This window comes from Celeribacter naphthalenivorans, assembly GCF_020524585.1.
Classification (GTDB): Bacteria; Pseudomonadota; Alphaproteobacteria; order Rhodobacterales; family Rhodobacteraceae; genus Celeribacter; species Celeribacter naphthalenivorans.
The window spans coordinates 215,292-237,432 of sequence record NZ_JAIVLK010000005.1 but is presented as its reverse complement, the minus strand read 5'-3'; the positions used below and the strand labels follow the sequence as shown (position 1 = coordinate 237,432).

25 protein-coding genes are annotated in these 22,141 nt (G+C 59.8%); all 25 read right to left on the bottom strand.

Annotated features, from left to right (window positions below):
* Nucleotides 1-167 precede the first annotated feature (167 nt).
* Complete coding sequence (locus LC094_RS12660; protein ID WP_226553158.1) at nucleotides 168-1,829, bottom strand: ribonuclease J; 1,662 nt, start codon at nucleotides 1,827-1,829, stop codon at nucleotides 168-170.
* Nucleotides 1,826-2,605: a type III pantothenate kinase gene (locus LC094_RS12655; protein WP_226553157.1), complete on the bottom strand. Its 780-nt coding sequence runs from the start codon at nucleotides 2,603-2,605 to the stop codon at nucleotides 1,826-1,828. Before LC094_RS12655 ends, LC094_RS12660 begins: the two co-directional genes overlap by 4 nt.
* Nucleotides 2,605-3,354, bottom strand: coding sequence for a biotin--[acetyl-CoA-carboxylase] ligase (locus LC094_RS12650; protein WP_404815003.1), 750 nt, complete (start codon nucleotides 3,352-3,354; stop codon nucleotides 2,605-2,607). The genes LC094_RS12655 and LC094_RS12650 overlap by 1 nt, the downstream gene beginning before the upstream one ends.
* On the bottom strand, nucleotides 3,351-4,787 hold the full coding sequence (nuoN, locus tag LC094_RS12645; RefSeq protein ID WP_226553156.1) for an NADH-quinone oxidoreductase subunit NuoN: 1,437 nt from the start codon (nucleotides 4,785-4,787) through the stop codon (nucleotides 3,351-3,353). Before nuoN ends, LC094_RS12650 begins: the two co-directional genes overlap by 4 nt.
* A gap of 13 nt (nucleotides 4,788-4,800) precedes the next feature.
* Nucleotides 4,801-6,333, bottom strand: coding sequence for an NADH-quinone oxidoreductase subunit M (locus LC094_RS12640; protein ID WP_226553155.1), 1,533 nt, complete (start codon nucleotides 6,331-6,333; stop codon nucleotides 4,801-4,803).
* Complete coding sequence (nuoL, locus tag LC094_RS12635) at nucleotides 6,333-8,444, bottom strand: NADH-quinone oxidoreductase subunit L (RefSeq protein WP_226553154.1); 2,112 nt, start codon at nucleotides 8,442-8,444, stop codon at nucleotides 6,333-6,335. The genes LC094_RS12640 and nuoL overlap by 1 nt, the downstream gene beginning before the upstream one ends.
* A gap of 6 nt (nucleotides 8,445-8,450) precedes the next feature.
* On the bottom strand, nucleotides 8,451-8,756 hold the full coding sequence (gene nuoK / locus LC094_RS12630; protein WP_090056114.1) for an NADH-quinone oxidoreductase subunit NuoK: 306 nt from the start codon (nucleotides 8,754-8,756) through the stop codon (nucleotides 8,451-8,453).
* 88 nt (nucleotides 8,757-8,844) lie between these two features.
* A complete protein-coding gene (locus LC094_RS12625; RefSeq protein WP_226553153.1) occupies nucleotides 8,845-9,459 on the bottom strand; it encodes an NADH-quinone oxidoreductase subunit J in 615 nt (204 codons plus the stop codon).
* The gene (locus LC094_RS12620; RefSeq protein WP_404815010.1) at nucleotides 9,456-9,833 is read right to left on the bottom strand and encodes a carboxymuconolactone decarboxylase family protein; all 378 of its coding nucleotides are present in this window, start codon (nucleotides 9,831-9,833) and stop codon (nucleotides 9,456-9,458) included. The genes LC094_RS12625 and LC094_RS12620 overlap by 4 nt, the downstream gene beginning before the upstream one ends.
* Before the next feature lie 56 nt (nucleotides 9,834-9,889).
* Entirely contained in the window at nucleotides 9,890-10,381 is a 492-nt protein-coding gene (gene nuoI, locus LC094_RS12615) for an NADH-quinone oxidoreductase subunit NuoI (protein ID WP_226553151.1), read from the bottom strand.
* Between the two features lie 7 nt (nucleotides 10,382-10,388).
* Entirely contained in the window at nucleotides 10,389-10,886 is a 498-nt protein-coding gene (locus tag LC094_RS12610) for a hypothetical protein (RefSeq protein ID WP_226553150.1), read from the bottom strand.
* Nucleotide 10,887: 1 nt separating this feature from the next.
* On the bottom strand, nucleotides 10,888-11,925 hold the full coding sequence (gene nuoH / locus LC094_RS12605) for an NADH-quinone oxidoreductase subunit NuoH (RefSeq protein ID WP_226553149.1): 1,038 nt from the start codon (nucleotides 11,923-11,925) through the stop codon (nucleotides 10,888-10,890).
* Between the two features lie 11 nt (nucleotides 11,926-11,936).
* Nucleotides 11,937-12,356 (bottom strand): hypothetical protein, encoded by a 420-nt coding sequence (locus tag LC094_RS12600; protein ID WP_226553148.1) that lies wholly within the window; start codon nucleotides 12,354-12,356, stop codon nucleotides 11,937-11,939.
* Nucleotides 12,356-14,374 (bottom strand): NADH-quinone oxidoreductase subunit NuoG, encoded by a 2,019-nt coding sequence (nuoG, locus tag LC094_RS12595; protein ID WP_226553147.1) that lies wholly within the window; start codon nucleotides 14,372-14,374, stop codon nucleotides 12,356-12,358. Before nuoG ends, LC094_RS12600 begins: the two co-directional genes overlap by 1 nt.
* A 6-nt stretch (nucleotides 14,375-14,380) precedes the next feature.
* Nucleotides 14,381-14,776, bottom strand: coding sequence for a DUF5333 family protein (locus tag LC094_RS12590; protein ID WP_226553146.1), 396 nt, complete (start codon nucleotides 14,774-14,776; stop codon nucleotides 14,381-14,383).
* On the bottom strand, nucleotides 14,773-15,195 hold the full coding sequence (locus LC094_RS12585) for a DUF5333 domain-containing protein (protein WP_226553145.1): 423 nt from the start codon (nucleotides 15,193-15,195) through the stop codon (nucleotides 14,773-14,775). Before LC094_RS12585 ends, LC094_RS12590 begins: the two co-directional genes overlap by 4 nt.
* A gap of 4 nt (nucleotides 15,196-15,199) precedes the next feature.
* Nucleotides 15,200-15,700: a DUF3291 domain-containing protein gene (locus LC094_RS12580; protein ID WP_226553144.1), complete on the bottom strand. Its 501-nt coding sequence runs from the start codon at nucleotides 15,698-15,700 to the stop codon at nucleotides 15,200-15,202.
* A 3-nt stretch (nucleotides 15,701-15,703) separates the two neighbouring features.
* Nucleotides 15,704-15,925, bottom strand: coding sequence for a hypothetical protein (locus LC094_RS12575; RefSeq protein WP_226553143.1), 222 nt, complete (start codon nucleotides 15,923-15,925; stop codon nucleotides 15,704-15,706).
* Between the two features lie 4 nt (nucleotides 15,926-15,929).
* Nucleotides 15,930-17,228, bottom strand: coding sequence for an NADH-quinone oxidoreductase subunit NuoF (gene nuoF, locus LC094_RS12570; RefSeq protein ID WP_226553142.1), 1,299 nt, complete (start codon nucleotides 17,226-17,228; stop codon nucleotides 15,930-15,932).
* Between the two features lie 13 nt (nucleotides 17,229-17,241).
* On the bottom strand, nucleotides 17,242-17,463 hold the full coding sequence (locus LC094_RS12565) for a DUF5337 domain-containing protein (RefSeq protein WP_226553141.1): 222 nt from the start codon (nucleotides 17,461-17,463) through the stop codon (nucleotides 17,242-17,244).
* 11 nt (nucleotides 17,464-17,474) lie between these two features.
* The gene (locus LC094_RS12560; protein WP_226553140.1) at nucleotides 17,475-18,176 is read right to left on the bottom strand and encodes a helix-hairpin-helix domain-containing protein; all 702 of its coding nucleotides are present in this window, start codon (nucleotides 18,174-18,176) and stop codon (nucleotides 17,475-17,477) included.
* Nucleotides 18,177-18,248: 72 nt separating this feature from the next.
* A complete protein-coding gene (locus LC094_RS12555; protein ID WP_226553139.1) occupies nucleotides 18,249-19,388 on the bottom strand; it encodes an NADH-quinone oxidoreductase subunit E in 1,140 nt (379 codons plus the stop codon).
* On the bottom strand, nucleotides 19,388-20,632 hold the full coding sequence (locus tag LC094_RS12550) for an NADH-quinone oxidoreductase subunit D (RefSeq protein ID WP_219785202.1): 1,245 nt from the start codon (nucleotides 20,630-20,632) through the stop codon (nucleotides 19,388-19,390). Before LC094_RS12550 ends, LC094_RS12555 begins: the two co-directional genes overlap by 1 nt.
* The gene (locus LC094_RS12545) at nucleotides 20,633-21,529 is read right to left on the bottom strand and encodes a sulfotransferase (RefSeq protein WP_226553138.1); all 897 of its coding nucleotides are present in this window, start codon (nucleotides 21,527-21,529) and stop codon (nucleotides 20,633-20,635) included.
* Nucleotide 21,530: 1 nt separating this feature from the next.
* Nucleotides 21,531-22,130: an NADH-quinone oxidoreductase subunit C gene (locus tag LC094_RS12540; protein WP_226553137.1), complete on the bottom strand. Its 600-nt coding sequence runs from the start codon at nucleotides 22,128-22,130 to the stop codon at nucleotides 21,531-21,533.
* Nucleotides 22,131-22,141: the final 11 nt, after the last annotated feature.

The window sequence follows — 22,141 nt, the reverse complement described above, 5'->3', positions numbered from 1 at the left end:
GAAAGCGCGGGTTTTCTTTTGAGTATTTGCTGCAGCAAAGGAAACACCGGCGCATGTCGCGCTCTCCTCGGCGTTAACCTTAATCAGATTAACCTTAACGCCGAAGAAAAGAAGAAGGCAGAGGAGAGACCTCTGCCGTCCAAAACATGGCTGTAAAGGCGCTCAAATCAGCTCGACAGGCGCGAAATGATGATCTGGACCTCGGGCTTTTTGCCGACTTCCTCTTGCGTTGTGCGACGAATGATACGGCGCATTTCCTCTTCGATCTTGTCATCATCCGACAGCGTCTTGGGTTTCGCCCGCATCAGGAACTGGTTCACATCCTCTTCGAGCACATCGACCAGAGGTGCGCGCGACAGGCCGGTTTCCGGCAGGCCGCGCAGCTCACACCAGCAATCGCCCAGCGGCTCGTCATCCTCAATGATCACAGTGGCCACGACGAGGCCATTGAGGGCCATGCGGATACGGTCGCGCACGATGCCATCGAGCGCCCCGATCTGGATCGAGCCATCGAGATAGGTGCGCCCGGTTTCGATATATTCGACCACGCGGGGCGCGTTGCCGGACAGATCCACGCCGACGCCGTTGGGCGCCACGATGGCGGTGAATCCATTGCTTTCCGCGAGTTTCGCATGTTCGCGCAGGTGGCGGTGTTCGCCATGCATCGGGATCACGACCTGCGGCTTGACGATCTCATGCATCAGCGCCAAATCGGGGCGGTTGGCGTGACCAGAGACGTGAATGTCATCGCGGCCAGAGATCGTATCGACACCCATTTCCGAGAACGCATTGAGAATACGCCCGACGGAGACCTCATTGCCGGGGATGGTTTTCGAGGAGAAAATCATCGTGTCGCCCTCGGCCATCTTGAGGCCAAGGTATTTGCCGCGCGACAGCTGTGCGGTGGCCGCACGATGTTCACCTTGCGACCCGGTCGTGAGCAGCATGAGATTTTCATGCGGAATATCGGCGGCATTTTCCGGCGAGACGGTTTTCGGGAAATCGGAGATGATGCCGGTCTCGATCGCCGCCGTGATCATCCGACGCATGGCGCGGCCCAGAAGGACCACGGAACGCCCGGCTTTGGACCCGGCTTCGGCCAGCGTCTTCACCCGCGCGATGTTCGAGGCAAATGTGGTCGCCGCCACCATGCCGTCGAGCGAGGAAATCAAATCGGTCAGCGGGCCGATGACCTCGGACTCGGAGCGGCCCGGATTGGGCGAGAACACATTGGTGGAATCACAGACCAGCGCTTTGACGCCGTTCTTGGCAATCTCTTCAAACAGGGCGCGGTCGAAAGGCTCGCCCACCACCGGGTTTTCGTCGGTTTTGAAGTCGCCGGTATGGATCACGCGGCCTGCCGGGCTGTCGATCACAAGCGCGGAGGATTCCGGGATCGAGTGCGAAATCGGCACAAAGCCCACCGTGAAGGGGCCGACGTTGATCTGTTCGGGCCAGGCGGAGACGGTTTTGATCTGCAACTCGTCATGGCCGTGCTCTTCGAATTTCAGACGCGCCAGATGGGCGGTGAAAGCGCGGGCATAGATCGGCGCGTCGAGGCGCGGCCAGAGATGGCCGACGGCACCGACGTGATCTTCGTGCGCATGGGTGATGAAAATGCCGTCGATGCGGTCCTTGCGCTCTTCGAGCCAGGCGACATCGGCGAAGATCAGATCGACGCCAGGCGTGCCATCCATCGAGGGGAAGGTGACGCCCAAATCGATGACGATGAAACGTTCCTGATCCGCAGGCCCGTAGCCATAGACATAGCAGTTCATGCCGATCTCGCCGGCGCCCCCCAGAGGGAGATAGAGAAGACGTTCGCTCATGTGTTGCCCATGTCCTTGTTATAGTTGTGGATCACGACAAGGCCGTGGATCGTCAGAAATTCGTCGAAATGGTCAAAGAGTTTGTGACCCTGATCGAAGAGCGGCGCAAGGCCTCCGGTCGAAATCACCTGCATCGGACGGCCATATTCGGCCTTGATGCGGTTACATGTCTCGCGCACGAGGCCGATATAGCCCCAAAACACCCCCGATTGCATACAGGCGACCGTGTTGGTGCCGATGACCTTCTCCGGCATGGTTACATCGACATGCGGCAGAGCGGCGGCCTTGAGGTGGAGACTTTCGAGCGAGGTGTTCACACCGGGAGAGATCACGCCGCCGACATAAGCGCCATCCTCGGCCACCACGTCGAAGGTGGTCGCCGTGCCGAAATCCACCACGATGAGATCGCCGCCAAAGCGGTCAAAGGCGCCTGCGGAGTTCACCAGACGGTCGGGGCCCACAGTGGTGCCCTCATCGACGCGCGGCATATGCGGCAGGAGGCATTCGGGTTTGCCGACCACGAGGGGACGACAGTTGAAATAGCGGTTCGCCAAAACCCGCAGGTTGAACACCACGCGCGGCACCGTAGATGAGATGATCACCTCGGAAATATCCGCCTCGATCTTCTGAAAATTCATCAGGGTCGAGAGCCAGACGTAATACTGATCCGCGGTGCGCTGGTGCTCGGTCGAGGTGCGCCATGTGGCGATGAACTCACGACCGTTCCAGATGGAAAAGACCGTGTTGGTGTTGCCGGTGTCGATACAGAGAAGCATCAGAAATAGACCTCTGCGGCTGGGATGGTGAGCTTGCCCTTGGAGGTGGCCAGCACGAGATTGCCAAAGGCGTCCACGGTTTCGAACGTGCCGTGATGGGTCTCCCGCATGGTGCGGGCCCGGATTTCGGTGCCCAAACGCGCCGCACGCGCGAGCCAAGCCTCGCGGATCGGGGCAAAGCCGTAGGTGGTGAATTGCGCCTCCCAATGGGCATAGGACGGCGCAAGCAGGTCCAGAAACTCCTCGGGCGCCACCAAGGCGCCGGTCTCATGCGCCAAGGAGACGGGCGGTGTTGCCCCCTCTTCGACCATGGACAGTGGCGGCGCTTCGGCGAGGTTGATGCCGATGCCGATGGCCAGATGTGAGGTGCCGCGCTCCAACAGAATGCCCGCGACCTTGCCGCCGTTCAAAAGCACGTCGTTGGGCCATTTAAGCGAAAACGGATCAGGCCGCCCGGTAACGGCGACGAAGGCGTCATAGAGCGCCAGAGAGGCGACGAAACTGCGCAGCGCGATCAGCTCGGGCCGTTCCTGCGGGAACATCAACAGGGTCGCTGCGAAGTTGCCCTCCGGCATGGTCCAAGGGCGTCCGCGACGTCCGTGCGCCGCCGTCTGGGTCTGGGCCATGATCCATTGCGGAAATGTGGAAGAGGCCGCGACACGCGCGGCCTCCGACATGGTGCTGTCCACGGAGGCGAGGACGGTGCGTCCTAAGCCTGCGGGCCATGTATGACTGTCTGCGGGGCTCACTTGACCAGCGCATCCGCCGCAAGCGCCGCCATCCCCTCGACACCGAACATGTTGACGATACCGACAAGCATGATCAGAGCGGAAAGAGTCAGAAGCGCGAAGGTGACCGGGCTTGACACTTTGTCGAGCGGATCGGTCTCGGCACCGAAATACATGTAGTAGACGATGCGCAGGTAGTAGAAAGCGCCGATCACGGAGGCGATCACGCCGAAGACGGCGAGATAGACAAGCCCCGCGCCCCATGCGGCCTGAAGCACCGCCAGTTTGCCGAAGAAGCCGAGCATCGGCGGCACACCTGCGAGCGAGAACATCAGGACCAAAAGGGCCAGAGCCTTCGTCGGCGAATTGCGCCAGTAGAGGTTCAGCGCGGAGATGTCGGTGACAGGTTTGCCGTCCCGCTCCATCGTCATGATGAAGGCGAAGGTGCCGATGTTCATCGTCACGTAGATCGCCATGTAAATCAGCGCGGATTGCACGCCTTCGGCATTGCCCGCCGCGAGTCCCATGAGCGCGAAACCCATGTGGGAGATCGAAGAATAGGCCATCAGACGTTTGATGTTCTTCTGACCGATCCCTGCGATGGCACCCAAGAACATGGAGGCCACGGCGATGACGGCCAGAACCTGTTGCCAATCGCCAACGATGCCGCCGAACGCGTCATGCAGCACGCGGGCGAAGAGGCCCATGGCGGCGAGTTTCGGTGCGGTGGCAAAGAAGGCGGTGGTCGGCGTCGGAGCGCCTTCGTAAACGTCCGGGGTCCACATGTGGAACGGCACGGCGGAGACTTTGAACGCAAGGCCGGTCATCACGAAGACGAGGCCAAAGAGCACGCCCACCGGCACGTCGTTCTGCACGACAGAGATGATGCCCGCGAAAGAGGTGGTGCCGGAGAAGCCGTAAACCAAGGACGAGCCGTAAAGCAAAAGGCCCGAGGACAGAGAGCCCAGCACGAAATACTTGAGGCCCGCTTCGGTGGATTTCACGCTGTCGCGGCGGAAGGATGCGATGACATAGAGCGCCAGAGACATCAGCTCGAGGCCCAGATACAGCGCCATCAGATCGCCCGCGGAGACCATCACCATCATGCCAATCGTGGAGAACAGCACGAGGATCGGGTATTCGAACTTCGCGAAACCGCGTTTGTCCAAGAAGTCGTAGGACATCACCAGCACAGCAGCGCCCGAAAGCAAGATGCCCACTTTGCCGAAACGCGAAAACGCATCGTCGATGAACATGCCACCAAAGGCTGCGCGCGAACCCTCGCCGCCCAAGCCGATCATCAAAGCGATGATGACGAAGACAGCGGCGGTCACCCAAGTGATCAGAGCCGCGAGTTTGTCCTTGCCGGTGTAGACGGCGAACAAGAGCGCCGCCATGCCGTAGATGGCGAGGAGAACTTCCGGCAGGACGGTGGAAAAGTCAGTAGAGGTCATATCCCGGTGTCCTTTAGTGGGTGGCAACGTCTGCCATCATCGGCAGAGCAGCGTGATAGTTGTCAATCAATGCGGAGACCGACGGCCCGATCAGATCGAGCACCAGCGCCGGGTAGACCCCCAACAGAAGCGTCATCGCCACGAGCGGCGCAAAGATCCATTTCTCGCGCGGGGTCATGTCCTTGATCGTCTTGAGGCTTTCCTTGATCAGATCGCCCAGAACGACGCGGCGGTAGAGCCAGAGCGCGTAGCAAGCGGAGAAGATCACACCGGAGGCGGCGACCAGAGCGATCCAGGTGTTGGCCTGGAACATGCCGATGATCGTCAGGAATTCGCCGATGAAGCCGGAGGTGCCCGGAAGGCCGACGTTCGCCATGGTGAAGAACAGGAAGACAAGCGCATAAGCCGGCATCTTGTTCACGAGACCGCCGAAGGCGTCGATCTCACGGGTGTGCATCCGGTCGTAGATCACGCCGACGCAGAGGAAGAGCGCGCCGGAGACGAACCCGTGGGAGATCATCTGGAAGATCGCGCCATCGAGACCCTGTTGGTTGAAGGTAAAGATACCTGCGGTGACGTAGCCCATGTGGGCGACCGAGGAATAAGCGATCAGCTTTTTCATATCGCTCTGCACCAAGGCGACGAGCGAGGCGTAGACCACGGCGATGACCGAGAGGATCAGGATGAAATCCGCGAGGTTGGCGGAGGCCACCGGGAACATCGGAAGCGAGAAACGCAGGAAGCCGTAGCCGCCCATCTTCAAGAGGATCGCAGCCAGAACCACGGAGCCTGCGGTCGGCGCCTGAACGTGGGCGTCGGGCAACCAGGTGTGCACCGGCCACATCGGCATCTTCACCGCGAAAGAGGCGAAGAAGGCAAGGAAGGCCAGGGTCTGGAACCCGCCGATGATGTTGAAGCCCAGCACCTGGATCGTCTCGGAGGAGAAGTCATGCGCCATGAGCTGCACGATGTCGGTGGTGCCTGCGTCGATATACATCGCGACCATGGCAACGAGCATCAGAACGGAGCCCAGGAAGGTGTAGAGGAAGAACTTGAACGCGGCGTAGATGCGGTTCTTGCCGCCCCAGATGCCGATGATCAGGAACATCGGAATGAGGCCTGCCTCGAAGAAGAGGTAGAAGAGCATCAGATCGAGCGCACAGAACACGCCGAGCATGAGCGTTTCCAAGAGAAGGAACGCGATCATGTATTCCTTGACGCGGGTTTTCACATCCCATGCGGACCAGATCACCAGCGGCATGAGCGCGGTGGTGAGCATCACGAAAAGCACCGAAATGCCATCGACGCCCATCTTGTATTTGAGGCCCATGATCCAGTCGGCCTCTTCGACCATCTGGAATCCGGTGTTGTCGGGATCAAAGCCAAAGAGAACGAACAGAGAGATCACAAAGGTGACCACGGTCGCCAAAAGCGCCACGCGTTTTGCGTTGAGTTGAGCCACCGCATCCTCGCCGCGCAGGATCAGCGCGAGCACGAGGGCGGCCATTGTCGGAAGGAAGGTGACGATAGAAAGCACGTTATCCATCAGTGTGCCCCCCCGCCGATCGACATCCAGGTTACCAAGATCACAATCCCCAGAACCATGCTAAAAGCGTAAGTGAAGATGAAGCCCGACTGCGCCCGGCCAGCAAGGCGGGTGAAGAAGGGCACGATGCCAAGCGCAAGACCGTTGATCCCGCCATCAATGGTGCCTTCGTCGCCGCGTTTCCAGAGGAAGCGGCCAAGGGCCAGAACGGGACGCACGAAGATCGCGTTATAAAGCTCGTCGAAATACCATTTGTTCAGCAGGAACTGATAGGCGACGGGTTGGCTTTTCGCCAGTTTCGCGGGCGTTTCCGGTTTCCAGATGTAGAACCAAAGGGCGATCAGGAAGCCGAGCACCATGGCGATGAAGGGCGAGACCTTGACCCAGGTCGGCGCGTGGTGCGCGTCGTCCAGAACGGTGTTGTCAGCGGCGAGGAAGATCGCGCCCTGCGGAGCCATACCGGCCTCGCCGTGCGCGGCCTCTTCGCCATGCGTATCAGCCGCCACCGCATGAGTGTCCGCCGCTTCACCGTGCGTATCCGCAGCAGCGTCGCCATGACCCTCAGCCATCTCGACTTCCGCGTGATGCGGCAGAGCGAAAAACTCAACGAATTTATCATGATCGCCGAAGAAGCTGTTGTACCAGATCATGCCGCCAAAGATCGCGCCCAAGGACAGCGTCCCAATCGGCACCAGCATGACAAGCGGGCTTTCGTGCGCATGATCATGCGCATGATGATCGCCGCGCGCCTTGCCGAAGAAGGTCAGGAAAATGAGACGCCACGAATAGAAGGACGTGAACAGCGCCGCGATCACGAGCATCCAGAAAGCGTAGCCAACACCCGAGGCATAGGCGCTCTCGATGATGGCGTCTTTCGACAGGAAGCCCGCGAAACCGAAATGCGTGAGCGGGATGCCAACGCCGGTGATCGCCAGCGTGCCGATGATCATCATCCAGAAGGTGAAGGGGATCTTTTTACGCAGCGCGCCGTAGTTGCGCATGTCCTGTTCGTGGTGCATCGCGGTGATGACCGAGCCCGCGCCCAAGAAGAGCATGGCTTTGAAGAAGGCGTGCGTCAAAAGATGGAACATCGCCGGACCGTAAGCGCCCGCCCCTGCGGCCACGAACATATAGCCAAGCTGCGAACAGGTCGAATAAGCGATCACGCGTTTGATGTCGTTTTGCACCAGACCGACGGTGGCGGCGAAAAACGCCGTGGTCGCACCGATGTAGATGATGAACATCTGGGTTTGCGGCGCATATTCAAAGATCGGCGACATGCGGCAGACGAGGAAGACGCCCGCGGTCACCATGGTCGCGGCGTGAATGAGCGCCGACACAGGCGTCGGGCCTTCCATCGCGTCCGGCAACCAAGTGTGCAGGAACAGCTGCGCCGATTTGCCCATCGCACCGACGAACAAGAGGAAAGCCAGAAGGTTGGCGGCGTTCCACTCAGTCCAGAGGAAATGCAGCGTCGTATCCGCCAGCATCGGCCCGGAGGCAAACACATCGTCAAACCGCACGCTGTCGGTCAAAAGGAACAGACCGGCCATGCCGAGGATAAAGCCGAAGTCACCGACACGGTTGACGATGAAAGCCTTCATCGACGCGGCACCGGCGGAAGGTTTCTTGATGTAGAAACCGATCAGCAGGTAGGACGCCAGACCCACACCTTCCCAGCCAAAGAACATCTGGATCAGGTTGTCGGAGGTCACCAGCATCAACATGGTAAAGGTGAAGAGAGAGAGATAGGCAAAAAAGCGTGCGCGGTAGGGTTCGTCGTCACCGAAGTTCTCGTCATGCGCCATGTAGCCCAGAGAGTAGAGGTGCACCAGCGCAGAAACCGTGTTCACCACGATCAGCATGATCGTCGTCAGACGGTCGAGGCGAATGCCCCAATCGACGGACAAAGACCCGCTTTCGATCCAGCGCAGGATGGTCACATGCTCGGTCGTGCCATCGAACGTCAGGAACACGATCCAGGACAGGATGGCCGCCAGAAACAACAGGCCCGTGGTCAGATATTGCGCGGGCTTCTCGCCGATCACACGCCAGCCAAAGCCGCCGACGAGGGCGCCGACCAGCGGCGCGAAGAGGATGATCGTTTCCATGTGCCCTTACCCTTTCATCACGTTGACGTCTTCGACGTCGATCGTGCCGCGGTTGCGGAAGAAGCTCACGAGGATAGCAAGCCCGATGGCGGCCTCGGCGGCGGCCACGGTCAGAACCAGCATCGTGAAAATCTGTCCCGTCAGATCCCCCAGGAAGGAGGAGAAGGCGACAAGGTTGATATTGACCGACAGCAGGATCATCTCGATCGACATCAGGATGATGATGATGTTCTTCCGGTTCAAAAAGAGCCCGAAGATGCCGATGACAAACAGCGCCGCGGCCACTGTCAGGTAATGTTCAAGTCCGACCATGTCGTCCCTCAGTTCTTTCTGTCTCGCCGCTTTTGCGGCCTTTGGTTCGGGGCGCGGGAAGACCTCGCCCCGGTCATTCATCTGAGGCTTAAAGCCCCTGCCCCGGTTTCACGTCTTTCATTTCGAAAGACTCTTCGGGCTTGCGATACATCTGTTTCAGCACATTCTGACGTTTGACATCCGAGCGGTGGCGCAGCGTCAGGACGATGGCGCCGATCATGGCGACCAAAAGGATCAGACCCGCCAGTTGGAATAGCATCAGGTAATCGTCATACATGAGCTGGCCCAGAGCGGCGGTGTTGTGCACTTCTGTGGCGTCCGGCGTGACGGAGCGGCGCAGCGCCTCGGCACCCTCTGCCGAGTGCCAGTCGCCAAAGGCAAAGCCCATCTGAAGCAACAGCACCACACCGATCAAAAGCGCAAACGGCAGGTATTTCGCCATGCCCGCCTTAAGCTCGGCGAAATCGACGTCGAGCATCATGACGACGAAGAGGAACAGCACCATCACCGCGCCGACGTAGACGATGACCAAAAGCATCGCGACGAATTCCGCGCCCAAAAGCACGAAGAGACCGGAGGCGGTCAGGAAGGTGACGATCAGCCAGAGCACGGAGTGCACTGGGTTGCGCGACACAACCGTGAACACCCCGGCCACCAGCATCACGATGGCGAAAAGGTAAAATGCGTAATCTGCGACAGTCATTCACTGCCCTCCTGCGTCTCGGAGAAGACGGCCTGCGCCAACTCCAGTGCCTTTGACATCGCCGGAACTCCGCCCAGCATTGACATTTGATAGATCACTTCCGCGATCTCTTTTTGCGTGGCCCCCGCCTCCAAAGCGTGGCGGACCGTCAGTTTGAAAGGCGCTTCGGCCTGTGCGCCCAACACGGTCTGACCAGCCAGAACGACCAGCAAGCGCGTCTTGGCGTCCAGACCGTCGCGATTGAACGTATTGCCCCAGAACATCTCCATTTGTTCCTTCGTCATCGTCGGGAACAGCTTGTCGAGAGCCGGCATCTGGAAGCTCTCCAGCGCCGGGTTGAACGAGGCGGCCATCTTGTGGCTCTGCTCGATCATCTCTGCGAAAAGTTTGGTGAAATCGTTCAAGGGTTCGGTTCCTTAGCGGTCCAAGTTTAACGGTAGGGCGCGTCCAATTCGAGGTTGCGGGCGATCTCCGCCTCCCAACGCGCGCCGTTCTCAAGGAGTTTCTCCTTGTCGTAGAACAGTTCCTCACGCGTCTCGGTGGAGAATTCGAAATTCGGGCCTTCGACGATGGCGTCCACCGGGCAGGCTTCCTGACAGAAGCCGCAATAGATGCATTTCGTCATGTCGATGTCGTAACGCGTGGTGCGGCGCGAGCCGTCTTCACGCGGTTCGGCATCAATGGTGATGGCCTGCGCCGGGCAGATCGCTTCGCAAAGCTTACAGGCAATGCAGCGTTCCTCGCCGTTCGGATAACGACGCAGCGCGTGCTCGCCCCGGAAACGCGGGGAAAGCGGCCCCTTTTCATGCGGGTAATTGATCGTCGCCTTGGGCGCGAAGAAATACCGCAGACCGATTTTAAAGCCGGCCCAGATGTCCATCATCAGGAAGTACTTGGCGGCGCGGGTGTAATCGAGAGCCATGGGTTCCTCAACACTTCTTCATTACGGCAAACATGCGGGTTCTAAAGTCTTTGTTCAGCTTTCGATCCAAGAATTGGGTCGAAAGCCAATTCTCGGTATTGCTGCAAAAAGTCTTCAGTGCGGCGTCGTGGCATTTGGTGTCGCCGGTCTTGCCACACTCCTCAACCGCCAACACATGGCCAGTGATATGCATCCACGGTTGAGACCCGAGAGTTCCAGTCGTAAATGCGTTATATGCTTTGATACGGCTGATCGTCGCCCCCGGCGCGCTGGCATCCGTAATACGAATGAGAGACTCCATCAGAGCTTTCGCACTCGTTTGCGGACCGCTTTGGGACTTGATCATGTATTTCCCGCCGTTTCCCTCGAAATGCGCAAGCAACTGATCGAACGCGCAGAGATAGTCTTTCTGCTTGTAGCAAGCCATGCCTTCGCTTTCGCCTGCACTGACCGCCCCTGCGCCCAACAGACTAAGCGTCAAAGCCAAAATGCTCTTTCGCAACATGTCAGCCTCCTACCGTCCAGCGCGCATAGGTTCCCCAGAACGCACCGTATTGAGCAAAGAACGCGACCAGAACGACCCAGCCCAGCGAGAGCGGCAGGAAGACTTTCCAACCGATGCGCATCAGCTGGTCGTAGCGATAGCGGGGCACGATGGCTTTCACCATCGAGAAGACGAAGAACGCGATCAGCATCTTGAGGATCAGCCACAGGATGCCGTCGGGCAGGAATTCGACCGGGGAGTTCCAGCCGCCGAAGAACAGGATCGACACCAGCGCGCACATCAGAACGACGGCCATCAGCTCGCCCATCATGAAGAGCAAAAACGGCGTCGAGGAGTATTCCACCTGATACCCGGCCACGAGTTCCGATTCCGCTTCGGGCAAATCGAACGGCGGGCGGTTGGTTTCCGCCAAGGCCGAGACGAAGAACAAGAAGACCATCGGGAAATGCGGCAGCCAGTACCAGGAGAAGATGCCGTTGCCGTCTTGCGCCGCGACGATGTCGCCAAAGTTCATGGAGCCCGAGGACAGAACCACGCCGATGATGATGAGGCCGATCGAAACCTCGTAGGAAATCATCTGAGCTGCGGAACGAAGCGAGCCCAAGAACGGATACTTCGAGTTCGACGCCCAACCGCCCATGATCACGCCGTAAACCTCCAAAGAGGAGACAGCGAAGATATAGAGGATCGCGATGTTCAGATCCGAGATCACCCAGCCGTCATTCCACGGGATCACCGCCCAGGCGATGGCTGCGGTGATGAAGGTGATCATCGGCGCGAGGTAAAAGACGAATTTGTCAGCGCCTGCGGGCACGACCACCTCTTTGACGAGGTATTTCAAGAAGTCCGCGAAGGACTGCAAGAGGCCGAAAACGCCAACGATGTTGGGGCCTTTGCGCATCTGGACTGCCGCCCAGATTTTACGGTCGCCATACATCAGGAAGGCGAGCGCCACGAAGAGTGGCACGAGGACCAACAAAATCTGCCCAAGGGTGAGCAGGAAGATCCCCAGATTAGTTGTCGTGAAAAATTCGACCATTTTTCAGCCTTTCACACCGTCGGTATTCCGTTGTCCCGACAGTTTGCGACGACGACTTCTGCGTCGAGCTTGCGCAAACCTTCGGGGAGCGCTGGCGAGATGGTGTAAACAGCATCCGCGCGCCAAATTCCAGCCTCTTGTGCGACATTTGTCCGCACATGTCGCGCAAACCCGAAGCCTCGGATCAGCGCATATTGGGCGGCCGCGCAATCGGCATAGGCCACCACATTTGTTTTCGCCTCTTCTCCCTTGGCGGAGACGAGAAAATTAACCAGATCACCGTCCAAAAGACGGGTCTCGACCCCGAGATATTCGGAGGCCGCCGCGCGCGACACATGTGCCTCGGGTGCTGCGCAGCAGGTCTTGTCACAACCGGACAAGCCCACCGCCACCAGCCCGAGAGCGGCCATATGTGCCCCGCTCAGCGCCATCACTCAGCGGCCACCGGCGTCTCGGCGCGGGCTTTTGCCATGGCGGACAGTTCCGCCATCAGCACAGAGGCGCGCGCGATCGGGTTCGTCAGGTAGAAATCCTTGACCGCGTTGCGGAAAGAGGCCTTACCCAACGATTTCTCCGGCAGAGCCACGACCGCGTTCTCCGGCACCTCGTCGATCTGCGCCAGATGCGGCACCTCGGCAATCAACGCGTTGCGCAGTTGCGCCAGCGAGTCGTAGGGCAGCGTCGCGTCAAGCTCAGCGGACAGGGCGCGCAGGATCGCCCAGTTCTCTTTCGCCTCGCCCGGCGGGAAGGCGGCACGGAGCGCCAGCTGCGGGCGGCCTTCGAGGTTCACAAAGAGACCGTTTTCTTCCGTATAGGCGGCGCCCGGCAGGATCACATCGGCGCGGTGCGCGCCCAGATCGCCGTGCGAGCCCTGGTAGATCACGAAAGGACCGTCGGCAATTTCGACCTCGTCGGCACCGAGGTTGTAGATCACCTCTGCCCCGTTGGTCGCCGCGTCCAGACCGCCTTCGGTCACGGCATTCACATCCATCGCGCCGACGCGGGAAGCGGCGGTGTGGAGCACCATGAGTTTCGAACCGGTGGCTTCGCAAAGTTTCTGAGCTGTCGCCAGAACCGCTTCGCCATCGGCTTCGTTGATCGCGCCAGCGCCGACGATGACCAGCGAGGGCTGGTTCAACACGTCGCCATAGTTATGACCCAGAAGGCTTTCGAGCGCCGCGCGGTCGGTGCCGACATGGGCGTAATCGTAGGTCAGATCAACAGCTTGACCGACGAGACCAACCTTGGCGCCATTGGCCCAAGCCTTGCGGATACGGGCGTTCAACACCGGCGCTTCCTCGCGCGGGTTGGTGCCGATCAGCTGAATATATTTCGCGTCGTCAATGTCGGCGATGGTCGCGGTGCCCGCGTAAACGCCGCGGTTGCCAGCGGGCAGTTTCGCACCATCCACACGGGCCTCAACGTTGCCGCCCAGACCTTCAACGAGGCCTTTCAAAGCATAGATCGCCTCGACCGGGGCGAGATCGCCGACGAGACCCGCAACCTTTTTGCCCTTCATCGCCGCAGCCGCAGCGGACAGCGCCTCGGCCCAGGTGGCCTTGGTCAGCTTGCCATTTTTGCGGATATACGGCGTGTCGATGCGCTGGCGTTTCAGACCGTCCCAGATGAAGCGGGTTTTGTCGGAAATCCACTCTTCGTTCACGTCGTCATGGTTGCGCGGCAGAATGCGCATCACTTCGCGGCCCTTCGTATCGACGCGAATATTGGACCCAAGCGCGTCCATCACGTCGATGGTCTCGGTCTTGGTCAATTCCCACGGGCGGGCGGTGAAGGCATAAGGTTTCGAGGTCAGCGCGCCGACCGGGCAGAGATCGATGATGTTGCCCTGAAGGTTCGAGGCCAGTGTTTCGTTCAGATAGCTGGTGATCTCGCTGTCTTCGCCACGGCCCGTTTGGCCCATCTGGGTGATGCCCGCGACCTCGGTCGTGAAGCGCACGCAGCGGGTGCAGGAGATACAGCGCGTCATTGCGGTGCCGACGAGCGGCCCGAGGTTCAACTCCTCAGAGGCGCGTTTCGGTTCGCGGTAACGCGAGAAATCGACGCCGTAAGCCATGGCTTGGTCTTGCAGGTCGCATTCGCCGCCTTGGTCACAGATCGGGCAATCGAGAGGGTGGTTGATCAGGAGGAACTCCATCACGCCCTCGCGCGCTTTTTTCACCATCGGGGAGTTGGTCTTGACCACCGGCGGCTGGCCTTCCGGCCCCGGACGCATGTCTTTGACCTGCATCGCGCAAGACGCCGCCGGTTTCGGCGGGCCGCCCACGACCTCGACGAGACACATACGGCAGTTGCCCGCGATGGACAGCCGTTCGTGATAGCAGAACCGCGGCACTTCGATCCCGGCCACTTCACAGGCCTGAAGGATCGTCATGGCCGGATCGACTTCGACCTCGGTCCCGTCAATGATGATTTTGCGCTTGTCTGCCATTCTGCATCACCTGTTCTTCATGAGTTTGCCAAGCGGCGTCCGCTTCGCAATCTGCGCTTTGCCGAAGGCGCACATCGCCTCCGTATCCCGTTTTTCAATGCCGTTGGCGGCAAAGAAGCTTTCCGATTTCGCAGCAAGCGTGGCGAGAAACGCCGGGTCTTGCAGCGATTGAATGTCTTCTGGCCCATAGCCCTTGGCCGTGATCACGCCCATCATGTCCTTCGCCTGCTGGTTCACGCGTGCGGGGCGCGGGGCCAGTGTGGGGCAGATCGTCGTCAGTTCCGTGACAATCATATTGTCGACGAGCACGGCGGTGATGTCCTCATCCGTCGTGATGTCCTGTGCGAGTACCGGCGTGGCGATCAGGGCAATCAGCGCGGCATATGTCGTGGTGCGGATCATTTCGTGCTCCTCAGGAAAGAGCCGATGATCGACCCGCGGTTGATTTCCGCTTCGCCAAAGGCACAGAGACCTTCGGGCGTTTTCGGATCGAAACCGGCACGACGCACATAGGCCTCGCCCAGACGGCGAATGCGGGCTTCTTCCTTATCACTTTCGACATAGGCGCGGATCTGTTCATCCGTGTAGCCCAACGCGGAGGCCTTGTTTTTCAGGCCCCAGAGGAAGGAAACGCCTTTGAGCTTGCGCACGTCGATCGTCGGGCATTCGTCGGACACTTCGACGGCGAGCCCCGCCCAGAGCATGTTCTGGTCGATCTCTTTCACCTCGCGCAGGGGCGGCAGCTCCGCCGCAGCGGCAGCCCCGGCGATCAAGGCAAGAGCGAGGGCAATGGGGGGGGCGATATGTTTGGTCAATGTCATGGGACTACTCCGCAGCAATGGGCCGACAGCTTTTCTCACGGAAAAGCCGGGCCTCTTTGATGTACGACCAGCCAAAGGCCTGATCGCTGTCCCCATGTTTTTCTTTGGTGGCGAGACGTTCGAGCGCCTCGTCCAAGGTGGGCTTGTGCCCGGGTTCCACGTACCACATCACGAAATGCTGGTCGGCCATCAGCTCGAACCACTCCGCGCGGCGGTCGTAGAATTTCTTGTGCACCGTGTTGAAAACGAAATGCTCAAGGCTTTCAACGTCTTCCCACACGGTGAGATTGGCGACGAATTTCGGATCGTCACCGATGTTGTTTTCGGTATTGCCAGTTCCCGGCTCGCCCGAGCCCTCGGCCATCCAGACAAACCCCGGCATGCGTTTGCCCATGCCGTTGATCCGATCCAAGGCGCCCATGAACTCGGCCACGCGCGGGTCACCGGGTTCGGCCACAAGCCGCCCGATGTTGAGCTCCGCGATATGTTTGCGAGTTAGGGTCATCGCTCAGAGTTCTTCCTCAGCTTGATCGACGTTACGCTCATTCGGCCAATCCAAGGCCCACCAAATCAGGGCGATGAAGGTGGACAAGAAAAACGTCGCAGCTCCAAGAGCAACAGATGCCCCAACTCCAAACCCCATCCGGCGAGAAACGCGGAAACCGGCATAGCCAAAGACCACGAAAACCGCGAGGATCAGGATTTGAAAAAAGCTATACGCCGAAAACACTCTATCACTCCGCCGCAAACGCCGCCGACACGCGGCCGGTTTTCTTGATCTTGATGCGCTCTTCGATGTCATCGCGGAAGTGACGGATCAGGCCCTGGATCGGCCAGGCCGCCGCGTCACCCAAAGCACAGATGGTGTGGCCTTCGACCTGTTTGGTCACGTCCAAGAGCATGTCGATCTCTTCGATCTCCGCGTCGCCCGTCACCAGACGGTCCATCACGCGCATCATCCAGCCGGTGCCTTCACGGCACGGCGTACATTGACCACAGCTCTCGTGTTTGAAGAACGCCGACAGACGCCACACGGCTTTGACCACATCGACGGAGTTGTCCATCACGATCATACAGCCGGTGCCAAAGGAGGACTTGTTCTCCCGCATCCAGTCGAAGTCGAAAATCGCGTCTTCCAACGCCTCTTTCGGCAGCACCGGACAAGACGCGCCCCCCGGAATGATGGCCTTGAGGTTGTCCCAGCCGCCGCGAATGCCGCCACCGTGTTTCTCGATGATCTCGCGCACGGACATCGACATTTCTTCCTCGAACACGCAGGGCGTGTTGACGTGGCCGGTGAGCGCCATGAGTTTGGTGCCCGCGTTGTTCGGACGCCCAAAAGAGGCAAACCACTCCGCGCCGCGCCGCAGGATCGTCGGCACGACAGCGATAGATTCGACGTTGTTCACCGTGGTCGGGCAACCGTAAAGACCCGCACCTGCCGGGAAGGGCGGCTTCATCCGGGGCATGCCCTTTTTGCCTTCGAGAGACTCGATGAGCGCGGTTTCCTCGCCACAGATATAGGCCCCTGCCCCGTGGTGCAGGTAGATGTCGAAATCATAACCGGATTTGCAGGCGTTGCGGCCAATGAGACCGGCGTCATAAGCCTCATCGATCGCGGCCTGAAGCGCCTCTTTTTCGCGGATATATTCGCCGCGAATGTAGATATAAGCAGCGACAGCGTTCATCGCGAACCCGGCGATCAACGCCCCTTCGACCAGCGTGTGCGGGTCGTGGCGCATGATTTCGCGGTCCTTACAGGTCGCGGGCTCGGATTCGTCGGCGTTGATCACCAGATAGGCCGGGCGACCGTCGCTTTCTTTCGGCATGAAGGACCATTTGAGACCCGTCGGGAAGCCCGCGCCGCCACGACCACGCAGACCGGAGGCCTTCATCTGGTCGATGATCCAGTCACGTCCATTGGCGAGAATGCCCGCCGTGCCATCCCAATGCCCGCGCTTTTTGGCGCCCGCAAGGCTACGGTCATGCATGCCGTAGAGGTTGGTAAAGATCCGATCCTGATCCTTGAGCATCGCTCTTGTCCCTTCAGTCTTTCCGGCGCGTGTCACGCCAAATCTGATACATCACCACAAACGACCAGACGAACCCGGCCAAAGCGGCAAGATCGAGGAGAAACGCGTAGCGCGTCGGCACTCCGAGTTTCCCACCCAACCATTGAGCCCCCAACCAGACCAACATCGTCACGGCGATCACGACGGCGACCATGCGCGCCTTTTTCGCCAAATGCTGGTCCTTGTCAGGCACCATTTCCTTACTCCTCAATAAACGTCGCCATCCTTGACGCGTTTCGAGAATTCCGTGTCCCCGCCCGTGGCGAGGATTTTGGCCTGTTCGGCCCATTTCGTCAGCTGCGCCGCCGAGGTGCCTTTGAGGGCGGCCCCCAAGGCTTCGATCTCATCTGCGCTCAGCGCGGCCACCTGTGCGAAGGTGGTGATCCCCCGCTCGTGCAGCTGCACTTCGATTTTCGGCCCCACGCCTTTGATCGACTTCAGATCATCGGGCTCAGCCACAACGGCAGCTTCTGGAACGTCCGCGAAGGCAACCGGGGCTGCCTCCGTTTTTTCTTCGACCTCTGCGACCGGTTCCGCGACCGGATCGGCCTCCGGCGTTGCCGCCGCAGCTGCCGAACGCACCTCGCGGGTATCCGCTGCGTGCGGCTCCACCGCGATCTCATCCGCCGCCGACACCGGCTCATCGCCGATGCCCGAGGTTGCCATCAGGCCAGAGGCGCTGACATCGGCTTCCGGGTGACCGACGCTGGCCTCAGGAGCCTCCGTCGTCTCTTCGTACCAACCGATCCACAGCAGGATCGCGACCAAAAACGCCACGAGGACGCCGACGATCACCGAAGCGCCCGTCGAGTAGCCCGCGATCAACATCAGAGCCAAAAAGGCGATCACACCGCAAATCGCGGCGATCAATCCGATTTTAGGCGTTTTGCCCTGCTGTGCGTCCGTCATGTGGTACTCCTGAACTGTCCCTGTTGGTCACTCATTCGGGCCGTTTTTTTGGGGCCTCTCGAGTTTTAAGTCTCAGTATTTCGCACGTTTAGAGAATTCGGTCTCGCCGCCTTCGGCAAGGGTTTTAGCTTGGTCGATCCAGCCATCGCGTTCGATCCGGCCTTTGAACTTCAAGCGGCTGTCGACCCAAGCGATCTCTTCCGCCGTCCATTTTGCCACCTGATCGTAGTGCCAGAAGCCCAACTCATTGAGCGTCTGCTCAAGCTTCGGCCCAACACCTTTGAGCTTTTTCAGATCGTCGGCGCCCGCTTTGCGCGGCGCTTTCATGGTGCGCGGTTTCTTCTCCGCGACCTCGCCCGCAACCGGAGCGGCCTCGGCTTTCGGAGCCGCAGGTTTCGCCTCTGCCTTTGCCGCTGCTTTCTTTTCCGCCGCCTGTTGCACAGCGGATTTCGGCGTCGGCACCGGTTTCGGCACGGATTTGCCCGCGCCACCATGCCCCGCGCCTTTGGAAATCCAAGGCGTCAACAGCGGCACTTCGGTGCCGTCGATGCGTTTCAAACCGTCGCCAATGTCGACCGCGCGCTGCACAGAGCCGTTATACTGCGCGCCCGTGCCTTTGTACTCGGCCAGAACCACCGGACCACCGGCGGGCTCAGAGGAATAGCGCCCCTGTTGCGACCCCGGCACCGGCACATTGCCTGCGGCCATATCGTCCAGAAGTTTCGAGAAATTCTCGGCGGTCAGGTCTTCGTAATAGTCCTTGCCGATCTGGGCCATCGGTGCGTTGGCGCAGGCGCCAAGGCATTCGACCTCTTCCCAAGAGAACTTGCCATCCGCCGACAGCATATGCGGCTTCGGCGCGATTTTCTCTTTGCAGACCGAAATGATGTCGCCCGAGCCGCAGATCATGCAGGTCGTGGTGCCGCAGACCTGAATATGGGCCACGGAGCCAACCGGTTGCAGTTGGAACATAAAGTAGAAGGTCGCGACTTCGAGCACGCGAATATCGGCCATGCCCAGCATGCCCGCGACATATTCGATGGCAGGTTTGGTGAGCCAACCCTCTTGCTCTTGCGCGCGCCACAACAACGGGATCACTGCCGATTGCTGACGCCCTTCGGGATATTTCGCGATCTGCCCCTCCGCCCAGGCGAGGTTCGCCGGCGTAAATTCGAAAGAGGCGGGTTGTTCAGAATAAAGACGGCGCAGCATTAGCGGTCGACCTCCCCGAAAACGATGTCCATGGTGGCGATGAGGGCGGAGACGTCGGCCAGCTGGTGACCTTTCGCCATGTGATCCATCGCCTGCAAGTGAAGGAAGCCCGGCGCGCGCAACTTGGCGCGGTAGGGTTTGTTCGAGCCGTCCGAGTTGAGGTAGACGCCGAATTCGCCTTTCGGCGCTTCGACTGCGGCGTAGACCTCGCCCTCGGGCAGTTTGAACCCTTCGGTGTAGAGTTTGAAGTGGTGGATAAGCGCCTCCATCGAGGTCTTCATATCCTTACGCTTCGGCGGCGTGAGTTTGCCACGGGCCAGAACGTCGCCCTGATTTTCCGGCTCACGCAGCTTGGCCACACATTGTTTGATGATCTTCGTCGCCTCGGTCATCTCCTGCATCCGCACCATATAGCGGTCGTAGCAGTCGCCATTGGTGCCGACGGGGATCTGGAAGTCGAACTCGTCGTAGCACTCGTAGGGCTGGCTGCGACGCAGGTCCCAAGCCATGCCGGAGCCCCGCACCATCACGCCGGAGAAGCCCCAGTCGAGCGCTTCCTGTTCGGTGATCAGGCCGATGTCGACGGTCCGCTGTTTGAAGATGCGGTTGTCGGAGATCAGGTAATGAATGTCGTCCAAGACCTTCGGGAAGGCATCGGCCCAAGCCTCGATGTCGTCGATCAGCTCCGGCGGCAGGTCCTGATGGACGCCACCCGGACGGAAATAAGCGGAGTGAAGACGGGCACCGCAGGCGCGCTCGTAGAAGATCATGAGCTTTTCACGCTCTTCAAAGCCCCAAAGCGGCGGCGTCAAAGCGCCCACGTCCATCGCGCCGGTGGTGACGTTCAGGAGGTGGTTCAGCACACGGCCGATCTCGGAATAGAGCACGCGGATCAGGGACGCGCGACGCGGAATCTCGACACCGGCCAGACGTTCGATCGCCAGACACCAGGCATGTTCCTGGTTCATCGGCGCCACGTAGTCGAGACGGTCGAGATACGGCAGGTTTTGCAGGTAGGTGCGGTTTTCCATCAGCTTTTCGGTGCCGCGGTGCAACAGCCCGATGTGCGGGTCGGCCCGTTCCACGATCTCGCCATCGAGCTCCAGAACCATCCGCAACACACCGTGGGCCGCAGGGTGCTGGGGCCCGAAGTTGATGTTGAAATTCCGGATCTTCTGTTCGCCGCTGCCCGCGTCCTGAGACCCATCGTCATAGGTGTTTTGCCGGATGTCGCCGTCCATCATTCAGATCCTCGCCATATTCGCTTGCCACCGCGCGGGCAGCTCGCCAAAGGTCTTTTCCACATAGGCATATTGCGGGGCCAGAAAGCGCGCCGCCTCATGCCGTTGTTTGTCACTCAGTTGCAGTTTCACGCCCTCATGAGCGTGCGGTTCTCGGTCCACGGGTTTTTCCGCGATCCCTAGAAAGGCGCAGAGCGTCTTGAGCCCCTCGCCCGTCAAAAGATCCTCGGTGAAGCCCACCAAAAGCTTGTCTTCGGGCACCGCGCGTTTGAGCTTTTCCACGATGCCTTCGTAGTCGCCACGCGGCGCAATGTGTTTTTCCAGCTCGCGGTTGACCACGCGGTTCATGATCCGCTTGGCCTTGACCGCAACCTCTTCGCCGGGGCGGCGCTGGCGCGTGGCCTGCATCCGCACATGCGACCAAAGCCGGTCCACCGGATCGCGCATCATGAAAACGAACCGCACGTCCGGCGCCATATGGGCCATGTCGCGCAGCCGCTCCTCAGAGAGCAATCCGTAGCCCGGCGTGATGTCACCCGCGAGTTTGCGCGTGCCGATCCCGTCCAGAAGGTAGAAGAGATAGTCAGAGACCCCCTCCTCGCCCAGTTCCAGAATGCGCACCATCTCATCGACATCGTCGATCTGGCGTTGCAGGTTCTCGGTCTTCCACTTGTTCGCGTTCTTCTTTGCGATGTCCTGCCGCTGGATCAAATCCGCGCGCAGCCGCGAGAAGACGTCGAATTGAAACTCGTAATCGTTGTTTTCAACGGTGTCGAAATAGTGGATTTCCTTGATCGAGCGCAGGTGGCAATCCGGGTGATCGTGCAAATAGCGGTAAAGCGAGCTGGTGCCCGCTTTGGTCGCGCCAACGCAGATCATGATGGCCGGATCGCCGCTCACATCAGGCCCCCTTCTCGTCGCCGGGAAGGATGTATTTCGCGCCTTCCCACGGGGAGAGGTTGTCGAACTGGCGGTATTCCTGAACGAGGCTCACCGGCTCATAGACGACGCGCTTCAGCTCTTCGTCATAGCGCACTTCGGTGTAGCCCGTCGCCGGGAAGTCCTTGCGCAGCGGGTAGCCACGGAAACCATAATCCGTCAGCAGGCGACGCAGGTCCGGGTGACCGGAGAAGATGATCCCGAACATGTCGAACACTTCACGTTCGAACCAGCCCGCAGAGGGGTGGACCGCGATGATCGACGGGATGGTTTCCTCTTCGCGCACAGGGGCGACGACCCGGATGCGTTGGTTTTGGTACATCGACAGGAAGTGGTAGACCACATCGAACCGCTGATCGCGGCTCGGGTGATCGACCGCCGTGATGTCCACCAGCGAGGAGAATTTACAGGTGCTGTCGGTCTTCAGAAACTCGATGAAATCGACGATGCCTGCGGAGGTGACCGTGACGGTCAGCTCGCCAAAAGCGACCTCGGTTTTCAGCACATCATTCGGACGCTTGATCTCGATATGCGCAGCAAGTTCTTGGAGGGCTTCGCTCATCTCATGCTCTC